Consider the following 14938-nt stretch of genomic DNA (forward strand, 5'->3'; position numbering starts at 1 on the left):
GGCACTTGCGAAAAAGAGATGATGAAAAAGAGAAAAGCATTAAGGAGGCGGTCGTAAAACTCACGTTAGAGGAGGGGTTTCATGGGACGTCGATTTCGAAAATTGCCAAGGCAGCCGGAGTTTCACCAGCGACGGTCTATACTTATTTTGACAGCAAGGAAATAATGCTTCAGGTGATTTACCGGGAATATGCCGAAGAAATCTGTCGCTTTGTCTTAAGTCGGGTTCATTATGGAATGAGCAATCATCAACTCATTGAAGGACTAATTGGAAGCTATTATGCCTATATTGAGGCCAATCAGGAAATTTTCAGTTTTGTTGACCAGTTTTCCAATTCACCATCATTAGTGGGGAGTTGTTCAGAAATCGATGGTTACACAAAAATTAAGCAGTTGGTTGCCGACTTGAAGCATCGGGAAATTATAAAAGATTATCACCATGAAAATATTTTGGCGATGATTGTCCAGCCAGTCAAGGCGATTGCAACAAATAATAATATAACCAGAACGGAACGAGCTGAACTGTTACAGGAAATGATTGAAATGATCAAGAGCACCTTATTAGTAAACGAAAAATAAAAAAGAAGCGTGATTGTTGACAATACTACAGTAACAATTGCGCTATTTCTTAAAAATTAATTAAATGATCAATCATTTAAAAATAAAGAAAGCAGGTCAAACGAAAGTGAAGTTTCAGGGAAATACGAAAAATGATCGCATCAGTTTAATCGTCAAAAGGTCGTTGATGACAATCAGATTAATGGAGGCTGAACGTTGAAATATCTTAAAAAACAAGGCATATTTTTGATTGTTTTTACGATTATTGCCGGATTAATTGTTTTTAGCACCGTGAAAAATGAACCTCAAAGCATGAGTTATTCAGAGTTGTTGACAGAAATTCAAGCGGGCAATGTCGGTAGTATTGTATTAGAAGGGGAGATGGCTAAAGTTCAGCTCAATGCAGCTGTAGATGAAAACAGCGGCGTCACTACTTATGAGGTCGTTGTTCCACCGGACATCACTTCAGCCTCCGAACGATTTACCCAGGCATTGGATGCACAACTGATCCAGTCATTTAGTATTTCAAAGCCAATGGAAATCCCTTGGTGGTTTTCAGCCGTGACGACCATTGGCTTGGTACTTCTGATGGTAATCTGGTTCGGGGTAAATCAGCGGCAGCAAGGTGGAATGGGTGGCAATCGGGTGACAGCAATGGGAAAGAGTCGGGCTAAATTGCTTGAGGATGATCATAAAAACGTCAATTTTACTTGTGTTGCTGGCGCTGATGAAGTCAAGGAAGAATTGGAGGAAATTGTGGAATTTCTTAAGGCTCCGGAACGATTTGTTGATTTGGGAGCCAGAATTCCCAAAGGAGTGTTGCTAATCGGACCGCCGGGTACCGGTAAAACGCTTTTGGCAAAAGCCATATCTGGGGAAGCCAAGGTACCGTTTTTTAGTATCAGTGGTTCAGATTTTGTCGAAATTTATGTCGGCGTTGGGGCATCCCGGGTTCGTGATTTGTTTGCACAGGCAAAAAAACATGCACCCTGTATTGTCTTCATAGACGAAATTGATGCAGTTGGCAGGCAGCGTGGGGCTAACGTCGGTGGCGGAAATGATGAGCGTGAGCAGACCTTAAATCAGTTGCTGGTCGAAATGGATGGTTTTGGCATCAACGAAGGGGTGATTATCCTGGCGGCTACCAACCGACCGGATGTACTTGATCCGGCGCTTTTGCGACCCGGCCGATTTGATCGGCGGGTAACAGTTGGCTTACCGGATATTAACGGCAGAGAACAGATTCTCAATGTCCATGCTAAAGGTAAACCGCTGGCAGAAGATGTGAAGTTGGGTGAAGTGGCCAGACTGACTCCGGGCTTTACCGGTGCTGATCTGGAAAACCTGCTCAATGAAGCGGCCTTGTTAACTGCCAGAGGTCACCAAAAAAAGATTGGCAATGAGGCCATTAAGGAAGCGGCTTTCAAGGTGATGATGGGGCCGGAAAAGAAAAGCCATGTGATGAGTGACCGTGACAAAAAAGTAACGGCTTATCACGAGGCAGGGCATGCCATTGCCATCAAGCTGGTTTCTTCAAGTCGAAATGTTGATCGGGTTACAATTATTCCATCGGGAATGGCTGGTGGCTATACCGCCAGCAGACCAACGGAAGATCAGAGCTATCACACCAAGTCGCAACTGCTCGAGGAAATTATCATCGCTTTAGGTGGTCGTGCTGCGGAAGAAATTGTTCTGAATGAGATCAGCACCGGTGCGTCTAATGATTTGAAACGGGTGAATCAGATTGCGCGGAATATGATAACCAAATATGGGATGAGTGAAAAGCTAACCAATATGATTTTTGAAAATGATGGGGCCTATGATGGCCAGGATTATGGCTCAAAAAATTGCAGCAATGAGATAGCCAGCATTATTGACACTGAAGTCAAAGAGATTATTGATCACGCTTATCAGCGAACCCTGATGCTGCTTAATGAAAATATTACCAAGCTAAACCGGCTGGGTGAAGTGCTGCTTGAGAAAGAAAAAGTTGATGGTCCGGAATTTGAGTCGATTTTCCAGGCGGCCTAGATAAAATTATGCGTCGAAAGACCTTGTCTGACAGTTGTGTCCGGCAGGGTCTTGTTATTTTTGCAGTAATTTAAGCCAAAACAGCTCATTAAGACGGTTTAGCGTTATGCCGAAAAAATTAAATTTTACTTATCCCACAACTTAAAACCCCAGTTATAATCTGAAGCGTGATTATAACTGGGGTAAATTTTTTTAAACAAACCAGGCCAGATTCATAAACTACGCTTTAATAGCCCACCGCAATTTTGCTGAACGGGCGCGGCTATTGGTATTGCACTCTACAGCAGATGGTCGAATTGGACCGGGAGCGACTTCACGATAGATCCCTTCACGAAAAAGACGTTGAAAGGATTTTTTAACGAGGCGATCTTCGCCGGAATGAAAAGCAAGAATGGCCACCCGTCCACCTGGTGCCAGCACCGAAGGAAGTTTTTCTAAAAATTCATATAATACTTCATATTCATCATTAACATCAATCCGTAAGGCTTGAAAGCAGCGTTGACAGGACTTTTTTATGGCATCTTTGCTGTTACTACCGGGAATGAACTTCACGGCATCTTTGATAATTTCCTGGAGTTGAGTTGTTGTTCTGATGTCGATGCCTTTGTTCCGTTGGGAAATAACAGCTTGTGCGATTGCTGCGGCATTGGGTTCGTCAGCGTTTTCAATAAACATACCTTCCAGTTCATATTCAGAAATGGTTTTTAGTCGATCGGCGGCAGAAATACCTTTTTCAGGATTCAGGCGTAGATCCAGCGGCCCTTCGAACTTAAATGAAAAGCCTCGTTCCGGATTATCGATTTGCATCGATGAAACCCCTAAATCGGCCAAAACAAAATCTATGGGCCCTGATTCTAAAGCAATTTGATCAATACCGGAGAAATTCATTTGCCGGACGGTTAGAAGCTCGGAACCGTAACCCAGGTCTTCCAGACGCTTTTGGGTGCGGGGCAATTCAATGGGATCCACATCCAGGGCATATAAATGTCCCTTACCACCTAAACATCTAAGCATTGCCTGGGTATGACCGCCAAAACCAAGGGTTGCATCCAATCCCGTTTGACCGGGAGTAATTTGTAGGAAATCCAATATTTCATCAACACAAATGGAGCGATGCATTCCAGCCGGGGTGCTGCCCTTTTGCATTACTTTTTCGATTGTATCTGCGTATTTCTCGGGCTGCAGCTCTTTATACTTATCTCTATATGCTTTTGGGTGTGTACCTTTATAGCGCGGTCGTCGCTGATGTTTCGGTTCTTGACTATCCATGGAGTACTCCTAAAATCATTAATTTAAAAACTTTGATCGTGTAAACGGTGGCTCCAACGAATATACGTTTTCTTCATCATCGGGAGTCTGAGGGATTTCTGGTCGGATATGATACAGTTTCCGAATCAGGTCGTTATAAACCCATTCCAGATTATCCAGAGCTTCCAACAGGGTTAGCGTATCGGCGATGATCTCCGTTGCCTGGCAATATTCCGGGACTTTTGAAAGTCGATCATATTCTTTTTTGCTGATGCCACCACTTACTTTAATTGTTTGAGATTCAGCTTTTTGGCGGCGGCATACATTTTAATTCCTTTTGCAAAGCTCTCTTGAGAAAGACCGTCGAGGTCTTTACAGAGCTTACGGATTTTTTCTAGCATTTGTTCTGGGATCATAAGGCGCCTCGTTTCGTTTTTTTAATGATACCCATCTTTACAGTAAACGTCAAGGATAAAACGTTGTGATTTTGGCGCAGATCCGAGCAAAGTTGATTTATTTGGGTAGGAATGATCATATGGCTATTAAACTGATAGTTAACAGCTATCGATCGGCAACGTTTACACACAATTAAAATAAATGTATCTTAAACATGTAAATACTTACATGATTTTATTGACATCAGCAAAAGATCATGTTAAAATTTTATCAAATTGACCGCTTATTGTTGACGGAACCAACGAAAAATTAAAGGAGAACTGACAATGCAACGAAAATATCCAAATCTTTGTAAACCAATTAAAATTGGTAATGTAACTTTCAGAAACAGAATGTTTGGCGCACCCATGGGAGGCACTGATATAACTGCCGATTGTACCATTGGCCCTAAATCAAAAGCTTTTTATGAACTGCGGGCTAAAGGCGGTGCGGCTACCGTCACAGTCAGCGAATGCGTGGTTCATCCTGAAACCGAAGGATCCCATATGTATCATCTTGATCTGCAAACGGTTGATTCACTGGCCAGCTTTACTTATACAGCCGATGCAATCCGCCGTCATGGGGCCATTCCCAGTGTCGAATTATCTCATTCCGGACAGTATGCTGGCACCTATCTGACTGACAAGGATAAAAAAGGCGGTATGGCCCAATGGGGACCCAGCGCTGGAACCCGTCCGGATGGGAAACCGGTTAAAGAACTGACCCAGGAACTGATTGATGATATTGTTGCCGCTTACGGACGGGTAGCTGGGCTAGCTAAACGAGCCGGGTTTGAAATGATCATGGTTCATGGTGGTCACGGCTGGCTGTTGAACCAGTTTTTGTCGCCCTTTTTCAACCACCGAACTGACAAATACGGCGGCCCATTAGAAAATCGGGCCCGTCTGGCCTTAGAAGTGCTGGACAGTGTCCGTGCAGCAGTTGGGCCCGGTTTCCCGATCGAATTCCGTATGAGTGGCTCAGAATTCTTTGAAGGTGGCTACACCCTGGAAGATGGGGTGGAAATTGCCAAGATGGTCGAATCAAAGGTTGATTTACTGCACATAACCGCTGGCACCTATCAAACCGGCTTTGGCCTGACCCATCCATCCATGTTTGAACCCCATGGCCGAAATGTTTATCTGGCGGCTGAAATCAAGAAACATGTCTCGGTTCCGGTAGCAACCCTGGGAGGACTGAATGACCCTGCAATGATGGAAGAAATTATTGCCTCTGGTCAGGCTGATATCGTTGAAATGGCTCGGGCACTGCTGGCAGATCCCTTCCTGCCAAGAAAAGTTATGAGCAATCAGGATGCTGATATTATTAAATGTCTCCGATGCTTCACCTGTATGGCGGAACGGGCCGTGACATCAACTCGACGTTGTACGGTTAATCCTCTAATTGGTCGGGAAATGGATGGGACTGAAATTATTCCCACCGCCAATCCGGTAAAAGTATTGGTCGCCGGTGGTGGACCAGCCGGACTGGAAGCAGCGCTAACGGCAGCTAAACGTGGCCACCAGGTTATTCTTTGCGAGAAAGGCGATGCCTTGGGTGGAATCCTCAAAGGCGAACAGGCGATCCCATTCAAATATGAAATGTACGAACTGGGTGTTACCCTGGAAAAATTGGCCAGAGACGCTGGCGTTGAAATTCGTTTAAACACGCCGGTAAGCAAAGACTATGTCGATCAGCAAAATGTTGATGCTCTGATAGTCGCTGTGGGTTCGGAACCGATCGTGCCAGCTATTCCCGGTCTGGATGGCGATAATGTGATTATCGTTAACGACTACTATAAGAAAAAAGATCAGGTTGGCGAGTCCGTGGTTGTTTTAGGTGGTGGTCTGGCTGGTTGTGAAGCGGCGATCCATTTTGCCCGGGAAGGTAAACCGGTTCATCTGGTGGAAATGCGTTCAGAACTGGCACCGGATGCTAATCTTCGTCATCGTCCGCTGATGATGAACGAAATCGAAAAATGCGGCATTACCGTTCATACCGAATTAAAAGGGCTAAAAGTTACTGATCAGGGTGTTGTCTGTGAAGATCTTGCTGGTAAGGAAGTACTGGTTCCCGGAACAACCGTGATCTGTGCGCTGGGCCAAAAACCGCTCCGCAATCTTGCCGAAAGCCTGGTTGACTGTGCCCCCTATGTTATTGAAATTGGTGATTGCGTTAAGGCCTCCACCATCACAACGGCTATTTATCAGGGCTACCACGCAGCGCTGGATATCTAATTCGACCAGACTTGAACAAAGAACCCAAGCGTAAACAAAATAAAGTTGCATCTGATATTAAGAAAAACCGCCATTTGGCGGTTTTTTGCATTTATTATAAATAAGATAGCAGTTGCCATGGAAGAAAGTTGGAATAATTTATCGACATTATTCTTGGGTTGTGTTATCTTAATCATATCTGATGATGTAAACGACTATAAAGAAGAACTGAGTAACAGTTGTTTTAAGGAACGCTGCTAATCGCAAACGAACATCACAGTTAGAAATGGAGAATAATAATGAAGCGAATATCAAAGTTCTTATCGTTGCTGATGGTAGTGGCGATGGTGTCGATGCTGATTCCGGTTTCTGCTATGGCTGCTGGAGAAGCTGTCGATGATCAAGAATCAGCCAACGAATTAAGTTTGGTTTTAGTAACAACGCAAGAGGCTGATACGGAGACCGCTTTATCAGAAAAAATGGTGATTAATACTGATACTGTTGCGTTGCCGGTTACTGAAGAAATAATAGTACCGATTGATAATCGTTTGGAAACCGAGGTTGTTTCAGAACAGCCGGTTATCTCAACGATTGAACCGGAAACAATTGAAACTCAGGCAGCTACATATTTGTGCTTAATTCAGAATGGTGTGATCATCGATGTTCTGGCCACCAATACTGGATCGGATTATGCATATGATGTAGCCGCCAACGAATTGACTTTAAATAATTTTATAGGCGAAAAGCTGGATGTCAAATCAGCAGCAGTTCCGTTTAAATTGGTCCTGGTGGGTACTAATCGTATTAAAACTGATAATGGTTTTGCTGTTAAAGTGGAAGGTGACATGAATGCCAGTGGGACTGGCACGCTGATTGCCGAAGGACAGGCGACCCCTGATTTAATGGGCGGCGGGATCAACGTGGTTGGAAATCTGGTCATTGACAGTGGGACCTATGATATTGCAGCAGTCGGATATGAAAAATCCAGCTCTGCAGTTGGAATTCTGGCCGGTGATAATGCTGAAGTTATGACAATGGGTAATCTCAGCATTAACGGCGGGAACATCGATGTGACCGCTTATAATAGTGATTATGCCGGGGCTTTTGGTTTATTTGCTTTTGGCGATCTGGTCGTTAATGGTGGAAATATTAGAGCTTTTACTGATAGTCCAACGAGTTACAGCCGTGGTATCGGAGCTTATGATAAACTGATCTTTAATGGCGGCTATACAGTCGTCGAGTCGATTGCTGATCATGGTGATGCCGGTGCATTGTTCTCCTATAATAAGATTATTTTAAACAATGGCATTCTTGATTTATGCACATCCGGAGCGGTTGCCAAGGCACTTGTGGCCGAAGGCAGCATTGATATCAGTGCAATTTATGGGGATGTTGACCGTGATGCAGCCTGTTTATATCTCGAACCACTTTCGACGCAAACATTCAAAAAACATCATGTCGGTTCAACCAATCCCAAAACCGGGGTGGATGCCACCGCATCGGAAGCGGCAGTGGCGGGAGCAGCCCTGATCATGCTGATCGGACTTGCTTGGACGGTAAGCAAACGTGGGGCACAGGCCTGAAATTTTGTGGGGTGACGACTGAAGTTGCAATAAATTATCAGCGGTTTGGCGACTCAAATTTGACTTTGCCAGGATGATATTTGTTTCAAAATATGATATGATCATTTTTGCAACCGTTAAACGATGACGTTGTTATTATAATGAAAGGATCTCGTGTCAGCAGTTTCAGATTTAATGATTAGCTGATGCGATGTGAAAATGATGGTTACTTACATTCACGAAACCGAACTGCATAAGGGCATTGAGGCGGCAATGAAGGCTTTAAATCAAGCTGATGTCGTCATTGGGAAGAATCAGGATCGGGAAGACAGTTTAAAAGAAATTCACCTACTGATGGATATCGACAGCGTCCAGGATATAAAAATTACCATGGCGATGCCAACTGGGCTGGAAACCCTGGTGGACTACGTCCTGGAAATAGTTGAAGGCACCAAAGATTTTGAAAAGGACATGTATGGTTATACCTATCATGATCTGTTTTCCCAAAACATTGACTTTGTGATCAATAAACTAAAAGAAGATCCGGGAACCAGACAGGCGACGCTGCATGTCGCCAACCAGGAGGCCGCCAGACTCAATCATCCGCCCTGTCTGCAGCTGATTCATTATACTGTTAAGGACGGCAAATTAAATACCGATGTGGTATTTAGAAGTAATGATGGGGTTAAGGCCGTCGCTATGAATATTTTTGCTCTGATTGAACTCTCAAGAATGATTGCCCGAGAAGCCGGGATCAACGAACTGGGTTCCTATACCCATCATGCCTTGAGTTTTCATGCCTACAGCCGGGATTGGAAAGCCCTGGAAGGTTACTGTAAATCTTTTGATGACCGTGATTGTACCATCGATTATGAAGATTATCTGGAAGCCTATGACGACTATGCGGACGAATGCCGAGAAAAAAGTATTGAACTGAAAGTAGCTCAGGCGAAAAAGAATCATTAGTACAGTTGAAAAATATATTAAAGCAAAAGCTCTTAATGAGTCGATGACTCGTTAAGAGCTTTAAATAATTAAAAGGAGTTGGGTTTATTCAACGCCGGTATTTTGATAGCTCGCATTGAACGCCGTTGGTCGTCACGGCCAGAAGCAATTCCAGAAATTGTTCCGTTGGCAGGTCTTTGTCATTGGCATACCATTTGGCAATCATACTGAGCATGGCCGCACTCTGGTATTCCATTAAATAGCTTACCTCCAGCAGTTCATGTGGGGATAGTTTTTTGTACATTGACAGCACTGTCGGAGTGAGTTTCTTTAAGACTTTTTGCCTGAAGTGGGGATCGCCGTTTTCTCCCAGTAAAACCGGAAGATAGGTTTTGTTTTTTTTCAAAAAATTCAAGAATTGATTTCAGAATGGCTTTTTTACGATGATCACGAAATAGATTGCCATAAAAAAGGTTCTTAATCACAATGCTTCTAAAATCCTCAACCGTAATGGTCTGTTCTTCAATTTCTTCTAAAATTTCATAGACATCGTTAAAATACACATAAAAAGTTGAGCGATTGTAGCCCGCAATTTCACAGATTTCCTTGACAGTAATCTTTTCAATGTTCTTTTGGCAATATAACAGCCAAAAGGAATCGATCAGGTTCTGGCGGGTCACTGTAGCAGTTGCTGATAAAGTCGTATTCATATTGGTTACCTCATTGTCGTAATCAGTCTTCTTGATTATATCCGAAGCCACTGGGATTAACAAGAAAATCCAACAGGTTACGGAACTCTGTTGGTTGAAATAAACAGGAATCGGGATTAAAATGAGAATAATCAAATACAATAAAGAGGGAATTAAAAATGGAAATAATCGTCTGTGAAGTGAGTAAATCATTTAAACAACAGCAGGTTCTCAATCAGATCAGTTTGACAATTGAGGCGGGCCGGATCTTCTGTCTGCTGGGTGCATCCGGTTCAGGCAAGACCACCTTGTTACGCATCATGATGGGGGCTATCCCCGCTGATGGCGGGAGCGTAACAATCGGCGGCATTGCCGTACCAAATCGCCAACTGTTGGCGCTGATCGGCTATATGCCGCAAAATGAAGCATTATATGAAGAGTTGTCAGTCTGGGAAAATCTGAAATTTTTTTCGGGTTTGCAACGGCTAAACTGGAAAACATTTGCTGCCGAAGCCGAAGCACTGCTCCAGATTGTTGATATGGCAGCGTGTAAAAATAAGTTGGTGCGTGACTGCTCCGGCGGGATGAAAAAAAGAATCTCATTGGCAGTAGCGCTGATTCATAAACCCAAGCTCCTGTTACTGGATGAACCAACAGTGGGAGTTGACCCGGTGCTGCGGCGTAAAATATGGCTTTATCTCAAGCAGCTGCGAAATCAGGGCACGACCATTTTGGTGACCACCCATGTCATGGATGAGGTTTCTCAATGTGACGATGCCGCTTTGCTTCGTAATGGTCATATCATTGCGAAGGATACAGTTAAGAATTTGATCGATCAGACTCCCGATGGTAATATTGAAGAATTATTTTTTATGGATAAGCATCCTGAAAAGGAGGTCATATCATGTTAAGCATTATTAAACGGATCCTTGGTCAGATGAAAAATGATAAGCGATCATTGGGACTACTCTTATTTGCACCACTGCTGATTCTAACCCTGCTATTTTTTATTCTCGGAGATTCAAATTATATACCGCAAATTGCTGTATACGATATGAATGAAAAATTTGTTGCTGAGCTTGAGAACCATGCCACAGTTATTTTAGAAACCGAAAAACCAGAGGCTGCAGATTATCTGGAGGCCAATGATGTCGATGCGTTGATCTGGGCTGACAGTGCGGGGACACACATTGAATTGCTGGAGAAAAATTCCAAATCCGTTGCTGCTCTGGAAGCCATTCAGGATACCACTCAAGCCTTGCAACCAACGCAAAATGAGTTGATTGTTGACTATGTATATGAAACAGCTGGGGATAATCAACTGGATTCGCTTTCCTATGTTTTTTTGGGCGTGATTTCATTTTTTTTGTCTTTATTCTTTCGGGAATGTCATTTGTCCGGGAGCGGTTTGGGCAGACTTTGGAGCGGATGCTGATGACTCCGATCAGACGAGTCGATGTCATTGGGGGCTATACCCTGGGGTATGGTTTGCTGGCTGCAGTTCAAAGTGTGGTGATTATCCTGTACGCAGTGTATGTGCTGCAGCTTCAGGTGGAAGGATCGGTGGCGCTATGTACCTTTGTTATGATCCTAATGGCTTTTTCGGCAGTTTCGGTGGGGGCGTTGGTATCGATTTTTGCCAACAATGAATTACAATTGGTTCAATTTATTCCGGTAATCATCATTCCGCAGATCTTTTTCTCAGGGCTGATCCCGATTGACACCATTCCCTTTGGGCTGGGAAACCTGTGTTACCTGACGCCAATTTACTATGGTTGCACGGCCCTGGAAATGATTATGATTCAGGGTAAGGGGGTTGTCGAGATATGGCCCTGGTTAGCGGGCTCAGTCGTTTTTATTGGGGTGCTTTTTTTAGCAAATGTGACTGCGCTAAAGAAATATCGCCGACTCTAAATTGGTGACAAGCGTATCAAAGCTGAGTTTGATACGCTTTTTTTAATGGGAGAGTTCGATTTAGTTCACAACCATCCTGATTTTATGATATCATTCACGTGTAATAGTTTTAAATAGCATTATATAACAACCCAAAATAAAATCAGAAAGAAGAATAGTATGTTAAATCAGGAATACATTGAAGCACAAACGATTATGAATCAGGCCAAAAAAGAGCTGGAATCCATTTTTGACCAGGCTAAACCACAAACACCAGAAGACCAGGAAGCGCATCACAGTTTATTAAAGCTGATTGATCAATTAAAAAGCATGGATGCGTACTATAATCATTTAAAAACAGCAAAAATCGAAGCCTTGTCTCCAAATGAAAAACTGTTTGTCAATCTGATCAAGAAAAACAAAGAAAACTTAAAATAAGATTGGAAGTGAGATCAGCATGAAAGTTATTGCAATTATGGGAAGTCCCCACAAAGGGAAGGGTTTTGAGATTGTGCGGAAGATTGAGGCTGAGCTCTCTCGTTTGGATTCGGTTGAATTTTCATATGTTTTTTTAAAGGACGCAGATTTAAAACTCTGTCGGGGTTGTTTTGCCTGCATTGGCAAAGGGGAGCAGCTATGTCCCCTTAAGGATGATAAAAACAGCATTGAAGCAGAAATATTAAGTGCCGACGGTGTCATTCTCAGTACCCCGGGTTATGCCATGAATGTCAGTGCGCTGATGAAAAATTTTATTGATCGTTTTGCCCACAGTTTGCATCGACCGAAGTTTTTTAATCAATCCCTGATGCTGGTTGCAAATGGCGGCTCTGGTTTGTCCAAGGTTAATGCATCCATGGGGATGACCTTGGGCGGCAGCAACAAGGTTTGCGAATTAAAAATCACCACCACCCCATGGGAAACCACAAAATCTTATGAGGAGCGGGTACAAAACGATATTGAAAAAGCTGCTGATCGTCTCTATCGATCGATGAAGAATAAAAAGCTTGCTTCACCATCGCTGGGGAACCTGATCTGGTTCCGGATGTTTAAAAAAATGGCCAGTCTTTCTGAGCAGAACCTGCCAGCAGATTACGAATATTATCGAACAAAAACCAATTATTTTTATCCAACTCGAGTGAATCCCATAAAAAACGGTGTGGCAGGGATTATCGCCAATATGGGGGTGGCCACCATGAAAAAGCAGGTCGAATTTAAATAGGTGTTAATGCGGAAAGATTAAATCGCTAGTAACGATGGACAATGCATTTATCCTATCGCAAGAATCCCCGAACTAGTGGATGAAAGGTTGTGACGTTCAATGATATCACTGATCTTGGTAATTATTAGAATTGTGGGAATTGTGCTCATTATTTTTTCAATCCTAAAACTTATGAAATTGAAAATAATTGAAAAGAGTGGAATTCAAGTTGAAGCGGTGGTAGTAGGAATGCGCGAAAATAAGGTGCGTACTGGACGGCAGGTATATGATGAGTATACTCCAATTCTGGAATACATGATTGCTGAAAAAGTGTATCGAACGGCCGCATTGGCTTCTCAGGGGGATAAGCGCTATGATTTGGGAGACATCGTCAAAATCCGTTACAAATCGGATAGGCCTGAAGAAATTATGATTCCTGGTGATCATCGCTATTATTTTAATCCGGCTTTATTTGGTATCGCAGGAATTATGATCGAAATTCTGGTTTTATTGACACAGCGATTTCTTTAAAAACTAGATATCGTTTAAGAAACTGAAGATCGGGTGATTTCTATATGAACAGGTCGTCAGGACATTTGATGACGACCTGTTCATTTTGCATGGATTATAAACCATTAACAATATTTATTGGGCAGGTTCCTTTTGAAACGGCTAGAATATTCGCCCAGACCGTTTTATGCATTTTTTCAAAAGCCGGTTTAGTGGTTCCGCCAATATGTGGGCTAAATAGCAGTTTATAATGACAGCTTTCCGGCAGATTAAGCAGTGGGTTATCCAACATTACCGGTTCCGGGTACAGGGTATCAAGACCAGCCCCGGCGATCTGCCCAGCTGCTAATGCAGCAACCAGATCTTCTTGAACGACCAGCTCGCCCCGGGCTGTGTTGATAAGTAGGGTGGTCGGTTTCATCAGAGACAGCAGGTCTGCATTGATCAGACCAGTGGTTTCCGGAGTTACCGGCAAATGGAGACTGATAATATCGCACTGCTTGCAGAGTTCTTCCAGCGGCAGATAGCAAAGGCCTAATTCGTTCTCAACCGTGCTTTTTCGGGAACGATTGAAATAACTGAGCTGCGCACCAAATGGCTGTAACCGTTTGGCTGTTTCAAGGGCAATGGAACCCATACCGACCAGTCCCACATGACAGGAACCCAGTTCCGGAATACCATCGAGAATAAACGAACCTTTGGCCTGGATCTGCTGACCACTACGTACCAGCTGATCGCCTTCCAGAAGCCTTCGCTGCAGGCCTAATATTAGTAGAATCGTTTGCTCTGCCACCGCAGCAGAGTTGGCGGCGGTATTGTTACAGACATAGATGCTTTTTTCTTTAGCGGCCAGGATGTCGATTTTATTATATCCCACACCTTCGGAATGGATAAGTTTGAGATTCGGCATGTTATCGATCAGGGTTTTGCTGACTTCCCGGACAGCATCCGCAAAAATAAAATCAGCATCACTGGCAACGTTTAGTATTGCATCATCGGTATTCAGGCTTTCACCGAAAACGAATTCCCAGTCTTTGGGGAGGACAGATAAATCAGAAAATTTTTCGACACGCTTTGTTGATGTCAGGATCAGAATCTTGGTCACAGGGATACCTCCGTTGGATAAATTATCTTCATTATATAATGACAGCGATTTAAGTACAACCAAGTTTGTTTAGATATATTTAAATTTTATGGCTTTCATTTGATTGTCAAAGTAGAAATCACCAGCAGCAGCAACTATTTCTGTCCAATCCAGATACTGGCTGTTTTGCTGAACCCAGGCATTCATTGTAGAAAGTGGAATCTGTTCAAAATCCTGCTGGGTGGCAACTAAAAATCCAGCTGATTGTAAGAAGTCATCAAGGCAGGAGAAAACGGTGTGTGTTTTCATAAATGCAGGCGTAAAATAATTTCTGATCAAATCAAGATCATCTTGAATACCAATCACCGAACCGTCATCATTAAGAAGATTTGAATGGCCAAATTGAGTTTCAAGGGTTTTCATATACGACCTCCTGGAATTTTAGTATGGTTGAATATTATCTTAATAGCTCTATCTTATATTGTTTTAACCAATGTGACAAGAAAAATTCCAATAATTAAAAAGATTACCGATCACGACAACGATTTCCCCTAAATGCGGCAGAAAAAA

Annotated in this window: 17 protein-coding genes; 11 read left to right on the forward strand and 6 right to left on the reverse strand. The window is 43.1% G+C overall.

Annotated features, from left to right (window positions below; genetic code table 11):
- Positions 1-5: 5 nt before the first annotated feature.
- On the forward strand, positions 6-578 hold the full coding sequence (locus CHL1_RS06945) for a TetR/AcrR family transcriptional regulator (RefSeq protein ID WP_250935605.1): 573 nt from the start codon (positions 6-8) through the stop codon (positions 576-578).
- Positions 579-773: 195 nt separating this feature from the next.
- Positions 774-2588: an ATP-dependent zinc metalloprotease FtsH gene (gene ftsH, locus CHL1_RS06950; protein ID WP_070372122.1), complete on the forward strand. Its 1815-nt coding sequence runs from the start codon at positions 774-776 to the stop codon at positions 2586-2588.
- A 219-nt stretch (positions 2589-2807) separates the two neighbouring features.
- Here ftsH and rsmH read toward each other — a convergent pair whose 3' ends face one another.
- Entirely contained in the window at positions 2808-3857 is a 1050-nt protein-coding gene (rsmH, locus tag CHL1_RS06955; RefSeq protein ID WP_070372121.1) for a 16S rRNA (cytosine(1402)-N(4))-methyltransferase RsmH, read from the reverse strand.
- Positions 3858-4117: 260 nt separating this feature from the next.
- The gene (locus CHL1_RS18310) at positions 4118-4252 is read right to left on the reverse strand and encodes a hypothetical protein (protein WP_276520480.1); all 135 of its coding nucleotides are present in this window, start codon (positions 4250-4252) and stop codon (positions 4118-4120) included.
- 306 nt (positions 4253-4558) lie between these two features.
- Between CHL1_RS18310 and CHL1_RS06960 the strand changes: the two genes are divergently transcribed.
- From CHL1_RS06960 to CHL1_RS06970, 3 genes are all read left to right on the forward strand, one after another.
- Positions 4559-6508, forward strand: coding sequence for an oxidoreductase (locus CHL1_RS06960; RefSeq protein WP_070372119.1), 1950 nt, complete (start codon positions 4559-4561; stop codon positions 6506-6508).
- A 278-nt stretch (positions 6509-6786) separates the two neighbouring features.
- Complete coding sequence (locus tag CHL1_RS06965; RefSeq protein ID WP_250935607.1) at positions 6787-8070, forward strand: carbohydrate-binding domain-containing protein; 1284 nt, start codon at positions 6787-6789, stop codon at positions 8068-8070.
- A gap of 198 nt (positions 8071-8268) precedes the next feature.
- Positions 8269-9015 (forward strand): thymidylate synthase, encoded by a 747-nt coding sequence (locus CHL1_RS06970; protein ID WP_228878733.1) that lies wholly within the window; start codon positions 8269-8271, stop codon positions 9013-9015.
- Positions 9016-9103: 88 nt separating this feature from the next.
- Here CHL1_RS06970 and CHL1_RS06975 read toward each other — a convergent pair whose 3' ends face one another.
- Positions 9104-9367 (reverse strand): TetR/AcrR family transcriptional regulator C-terminal domain-containing protein, encoded by a 264-nt coding sequence (locus CHL1_RS06975; RefSeq protein WP_250936241.1) that lies wholly within the window; start codon positions 9365-9367, stop codon positions 9104-9106.
- Complete coding sequence (locus CHL1_RS06980) at positions 9273-9704, reverse strand: TetR/AcrR family transcriptional regulator (RefSeq protein ID WP_250936325.1); 432 nt, start codon at positions 9702-9704, stop codon at positions 9273-9275. Before CHL1_RS06980 ends, CHL1_RS06975 begins: the two co-directional genes overlap by 95 nt.
- A gap of 158 nt (positions 9705-9862) precedes the next feature.
- Here CHL1_RS06980 and CHL1_RS06985 point away from each other — a divergent pair, with 158 nt between their 5' ends.
- The 6 genes from CHL1_RS06985 to CHL1_RS07010 all read left to right on the forward strand — a co-directional run bounded on the left by CHL1_RS06985 (position 9863) and on the right by CHL1_RS07010 (position 13305).
- The gene (locus CHL1_RS06985) at positions 9863-10594 is read left to right on the forward strand and encodes an ABC transporter ATP-binding protein (protein WP_148637814.1); all 732 of its coding nucleotides are present in this window, start codon (positions 9863-9865) and stop codon (positions 10592-10594) included.
- Positions 10588-11118, forward strand: coding sequence for a hypothetical protein (locus tag CHL1_RS06990; RefSeq protein WP_250935609.1), 531 nt, complete (start codon positions 10588-10590; stop codon positions 11116-11118). The genes CHL1_RS06985 and CHL1_RS06990 overlap by 7 nt, the downstream gene beginning before the upstream one ends.
- The gene (locus CHL1_RS06995; RefSeq protein WP_250935611.1) at positions 11070-11597 is read left to right on the forward strand and encodes an ABC transporter permease; all 528 of its coding nucleotides are present in this window, start codon (positions 11070-11072) and stop codon (positions 11595-11597) included. The genes CHL1_RS06990 and CHL1_RS06995 overlap by 49 nt, the downstream gene beginning before the upstream one ends.
- 159 nt (positions 11598-11756) lie before the next feature.
- Positions 11757-12014 carry a hypothetical protein gene (locus CHL1_RS07000; RefSeq protein WP_070372113.1) on the forward strand — a complete coding sequence of 86 codons (258 nt, stop codon included), beginning with the start codon at positions 11757-11759 and terminating at the stop codon, positions 12012-12014.
- Between the two features lie 19 nt (positions 12015-12033).
- The gene (locus CHL1_RS07005; RefSeq protein WP_148637816.1) at positions 12034-12795 is read left to right on the forward strand and encodes an NAD(P)H-dependent oxidoreductase; all 762 of its coding nucleotides are present in this window, start codon (positions 12034-12036) and stop codon (positions 12793-12795) included.
- Between the two features lie 99 nt (positions 12796-12894).
- Entirely contained in the window at positions 12895-13305 is a 411-nt protein-coding gene (locus tag CHL1_RS07010; RefSeq protein ID WP_070372111.1) for a DUF3592 domain-containing protein, read from the forward strand.
- A gap of 94 nt (positions 13306-13399) precedes the next feature.
- Here CHL1_RS07010 and CHL1_RS07015 read toward each other — a convergent pair whose 3' ends face one another.
- The gene (locus CHL1_RS07015) at positions 13400-14389 is read right to left on the reverse strand and encodes a 2-hydroxyacid dehydrogenase (RefSeq protein ID WP_250935613.1); all 990 of its coding nucleotides are present in this window, start codon (positions 14387-14389) and stop codon (positions 13400-13402) included.
- Between the two features lie 69 nt (positions 14390-14458).
- Positions 14459-14791 carry a hypothetical protein gene (locus tag CHL1_RS07020; RefSeq protein ID WP_070372109.1) on the reverse strand — a complete coding sequence of 111 codons (333 nt, stop codon included), beginning with the start codon at positions 14789-14791 and terminating at the stop codon, positions 14459-14461.
- Positions 14792-14938 lie beyond the last annotated feature (147 nt).

Source organism: Acetobacterium wieringae (assembly GCF_023700225.1).
GTDB classification, from domain to species: domain Bacteria; phylum Bacillota; class Clostridia; order Eubacteriales; family Eubacteriaceae; genus Acetobacterium; species Acetobacterium wieringae.

Coding starts and splice junctions, on each gene's coding strand:
- rsmH (WP_070372121.1), bottom strand. CDS start 3,857: ATGGATAGTCAAGAACCGAAACATCAGCGACGACCGCGCTATAAAGGT.
- CHL1_RS18310 (WP_276520480.1), bottom strand. CDS start 4,252: ATGATCCCAGAACAAATGCTAGAAAAAATCCGTAAGCTCTGTAAAGAC.
- CHL1_RS06960 (WP_070372119.1), top strand. CDS start 4,559: ATGCAACGAAAATATCCAAATCTTTGTAAACCAATTAAAATTGGTAAT.
- CHL1_RS06965 (WP_250935607.1), top strand. CDS start 6,787: ATGAAGCGAATATCAAAGTTCTTATCGTTGCTGATGGTAGTGGCGATG.
- CHL1_RS06970 (WP_228878733.1), top strand. CDS start 8,269: ATGATGGTTACTTACATTCACGAAACCGAACTGCATAAGGGCATTGAG.
- CHL1_RS06980 (WP_250936325.1), bottom strand. CDS start 9,704: ATGAATACGACTTTATCAGCAACTGCTACAGTGACCCGCCAGAACCTG.
- CHL1_RS06985 (WP_148637814.1), top strand. CDS start 9,863: ATGGAAATAATCGTCTGTGAAGTGAGTAAATCATTTAAACAACAGCAG.
- CHL1_RS06990 (WP_250935609.1), top strand. CDS start 10,588: ATGTTAAGCATTATTAAACGGATCCTTGGTCAGATGAAAAATGATAAG.
- CHL1_RS06995 (WP_250935611.1), top strand. CDS start 11,070: ATGTCATTTGTCCGGGAGCGGTTTGGGCAGACTTTGGAGCGGATGCTG.
- CHL1_RS07000 (WP_070372113.1), top strand. CDS start 11,757: ATGTTAAATCAGGAATACATTGAAGCACAAACGATTATGAATCAGGCC.
- CHL1_RS07005 (WP_148637816.1), top strand. CDS start 12,034: ATGAAAGTTATTGCAATTATGGGAAGTCCCCACAAAGGGAAGGGTTTT.
- CHL1_RS07010 (WP_070372111.1), top strand. CDS start 12,895: ATGATATCACTGATCTTGGTAATTATTAGAATTGTGGGAATTGTGCTC.
- CHL1_RS07020 (WP_070372109.1), bottom strand. CDS start 14,791: ATGAAAACCCTTGAAACTCAATTTGGCCATTCAAATCTTCTTAATGAT.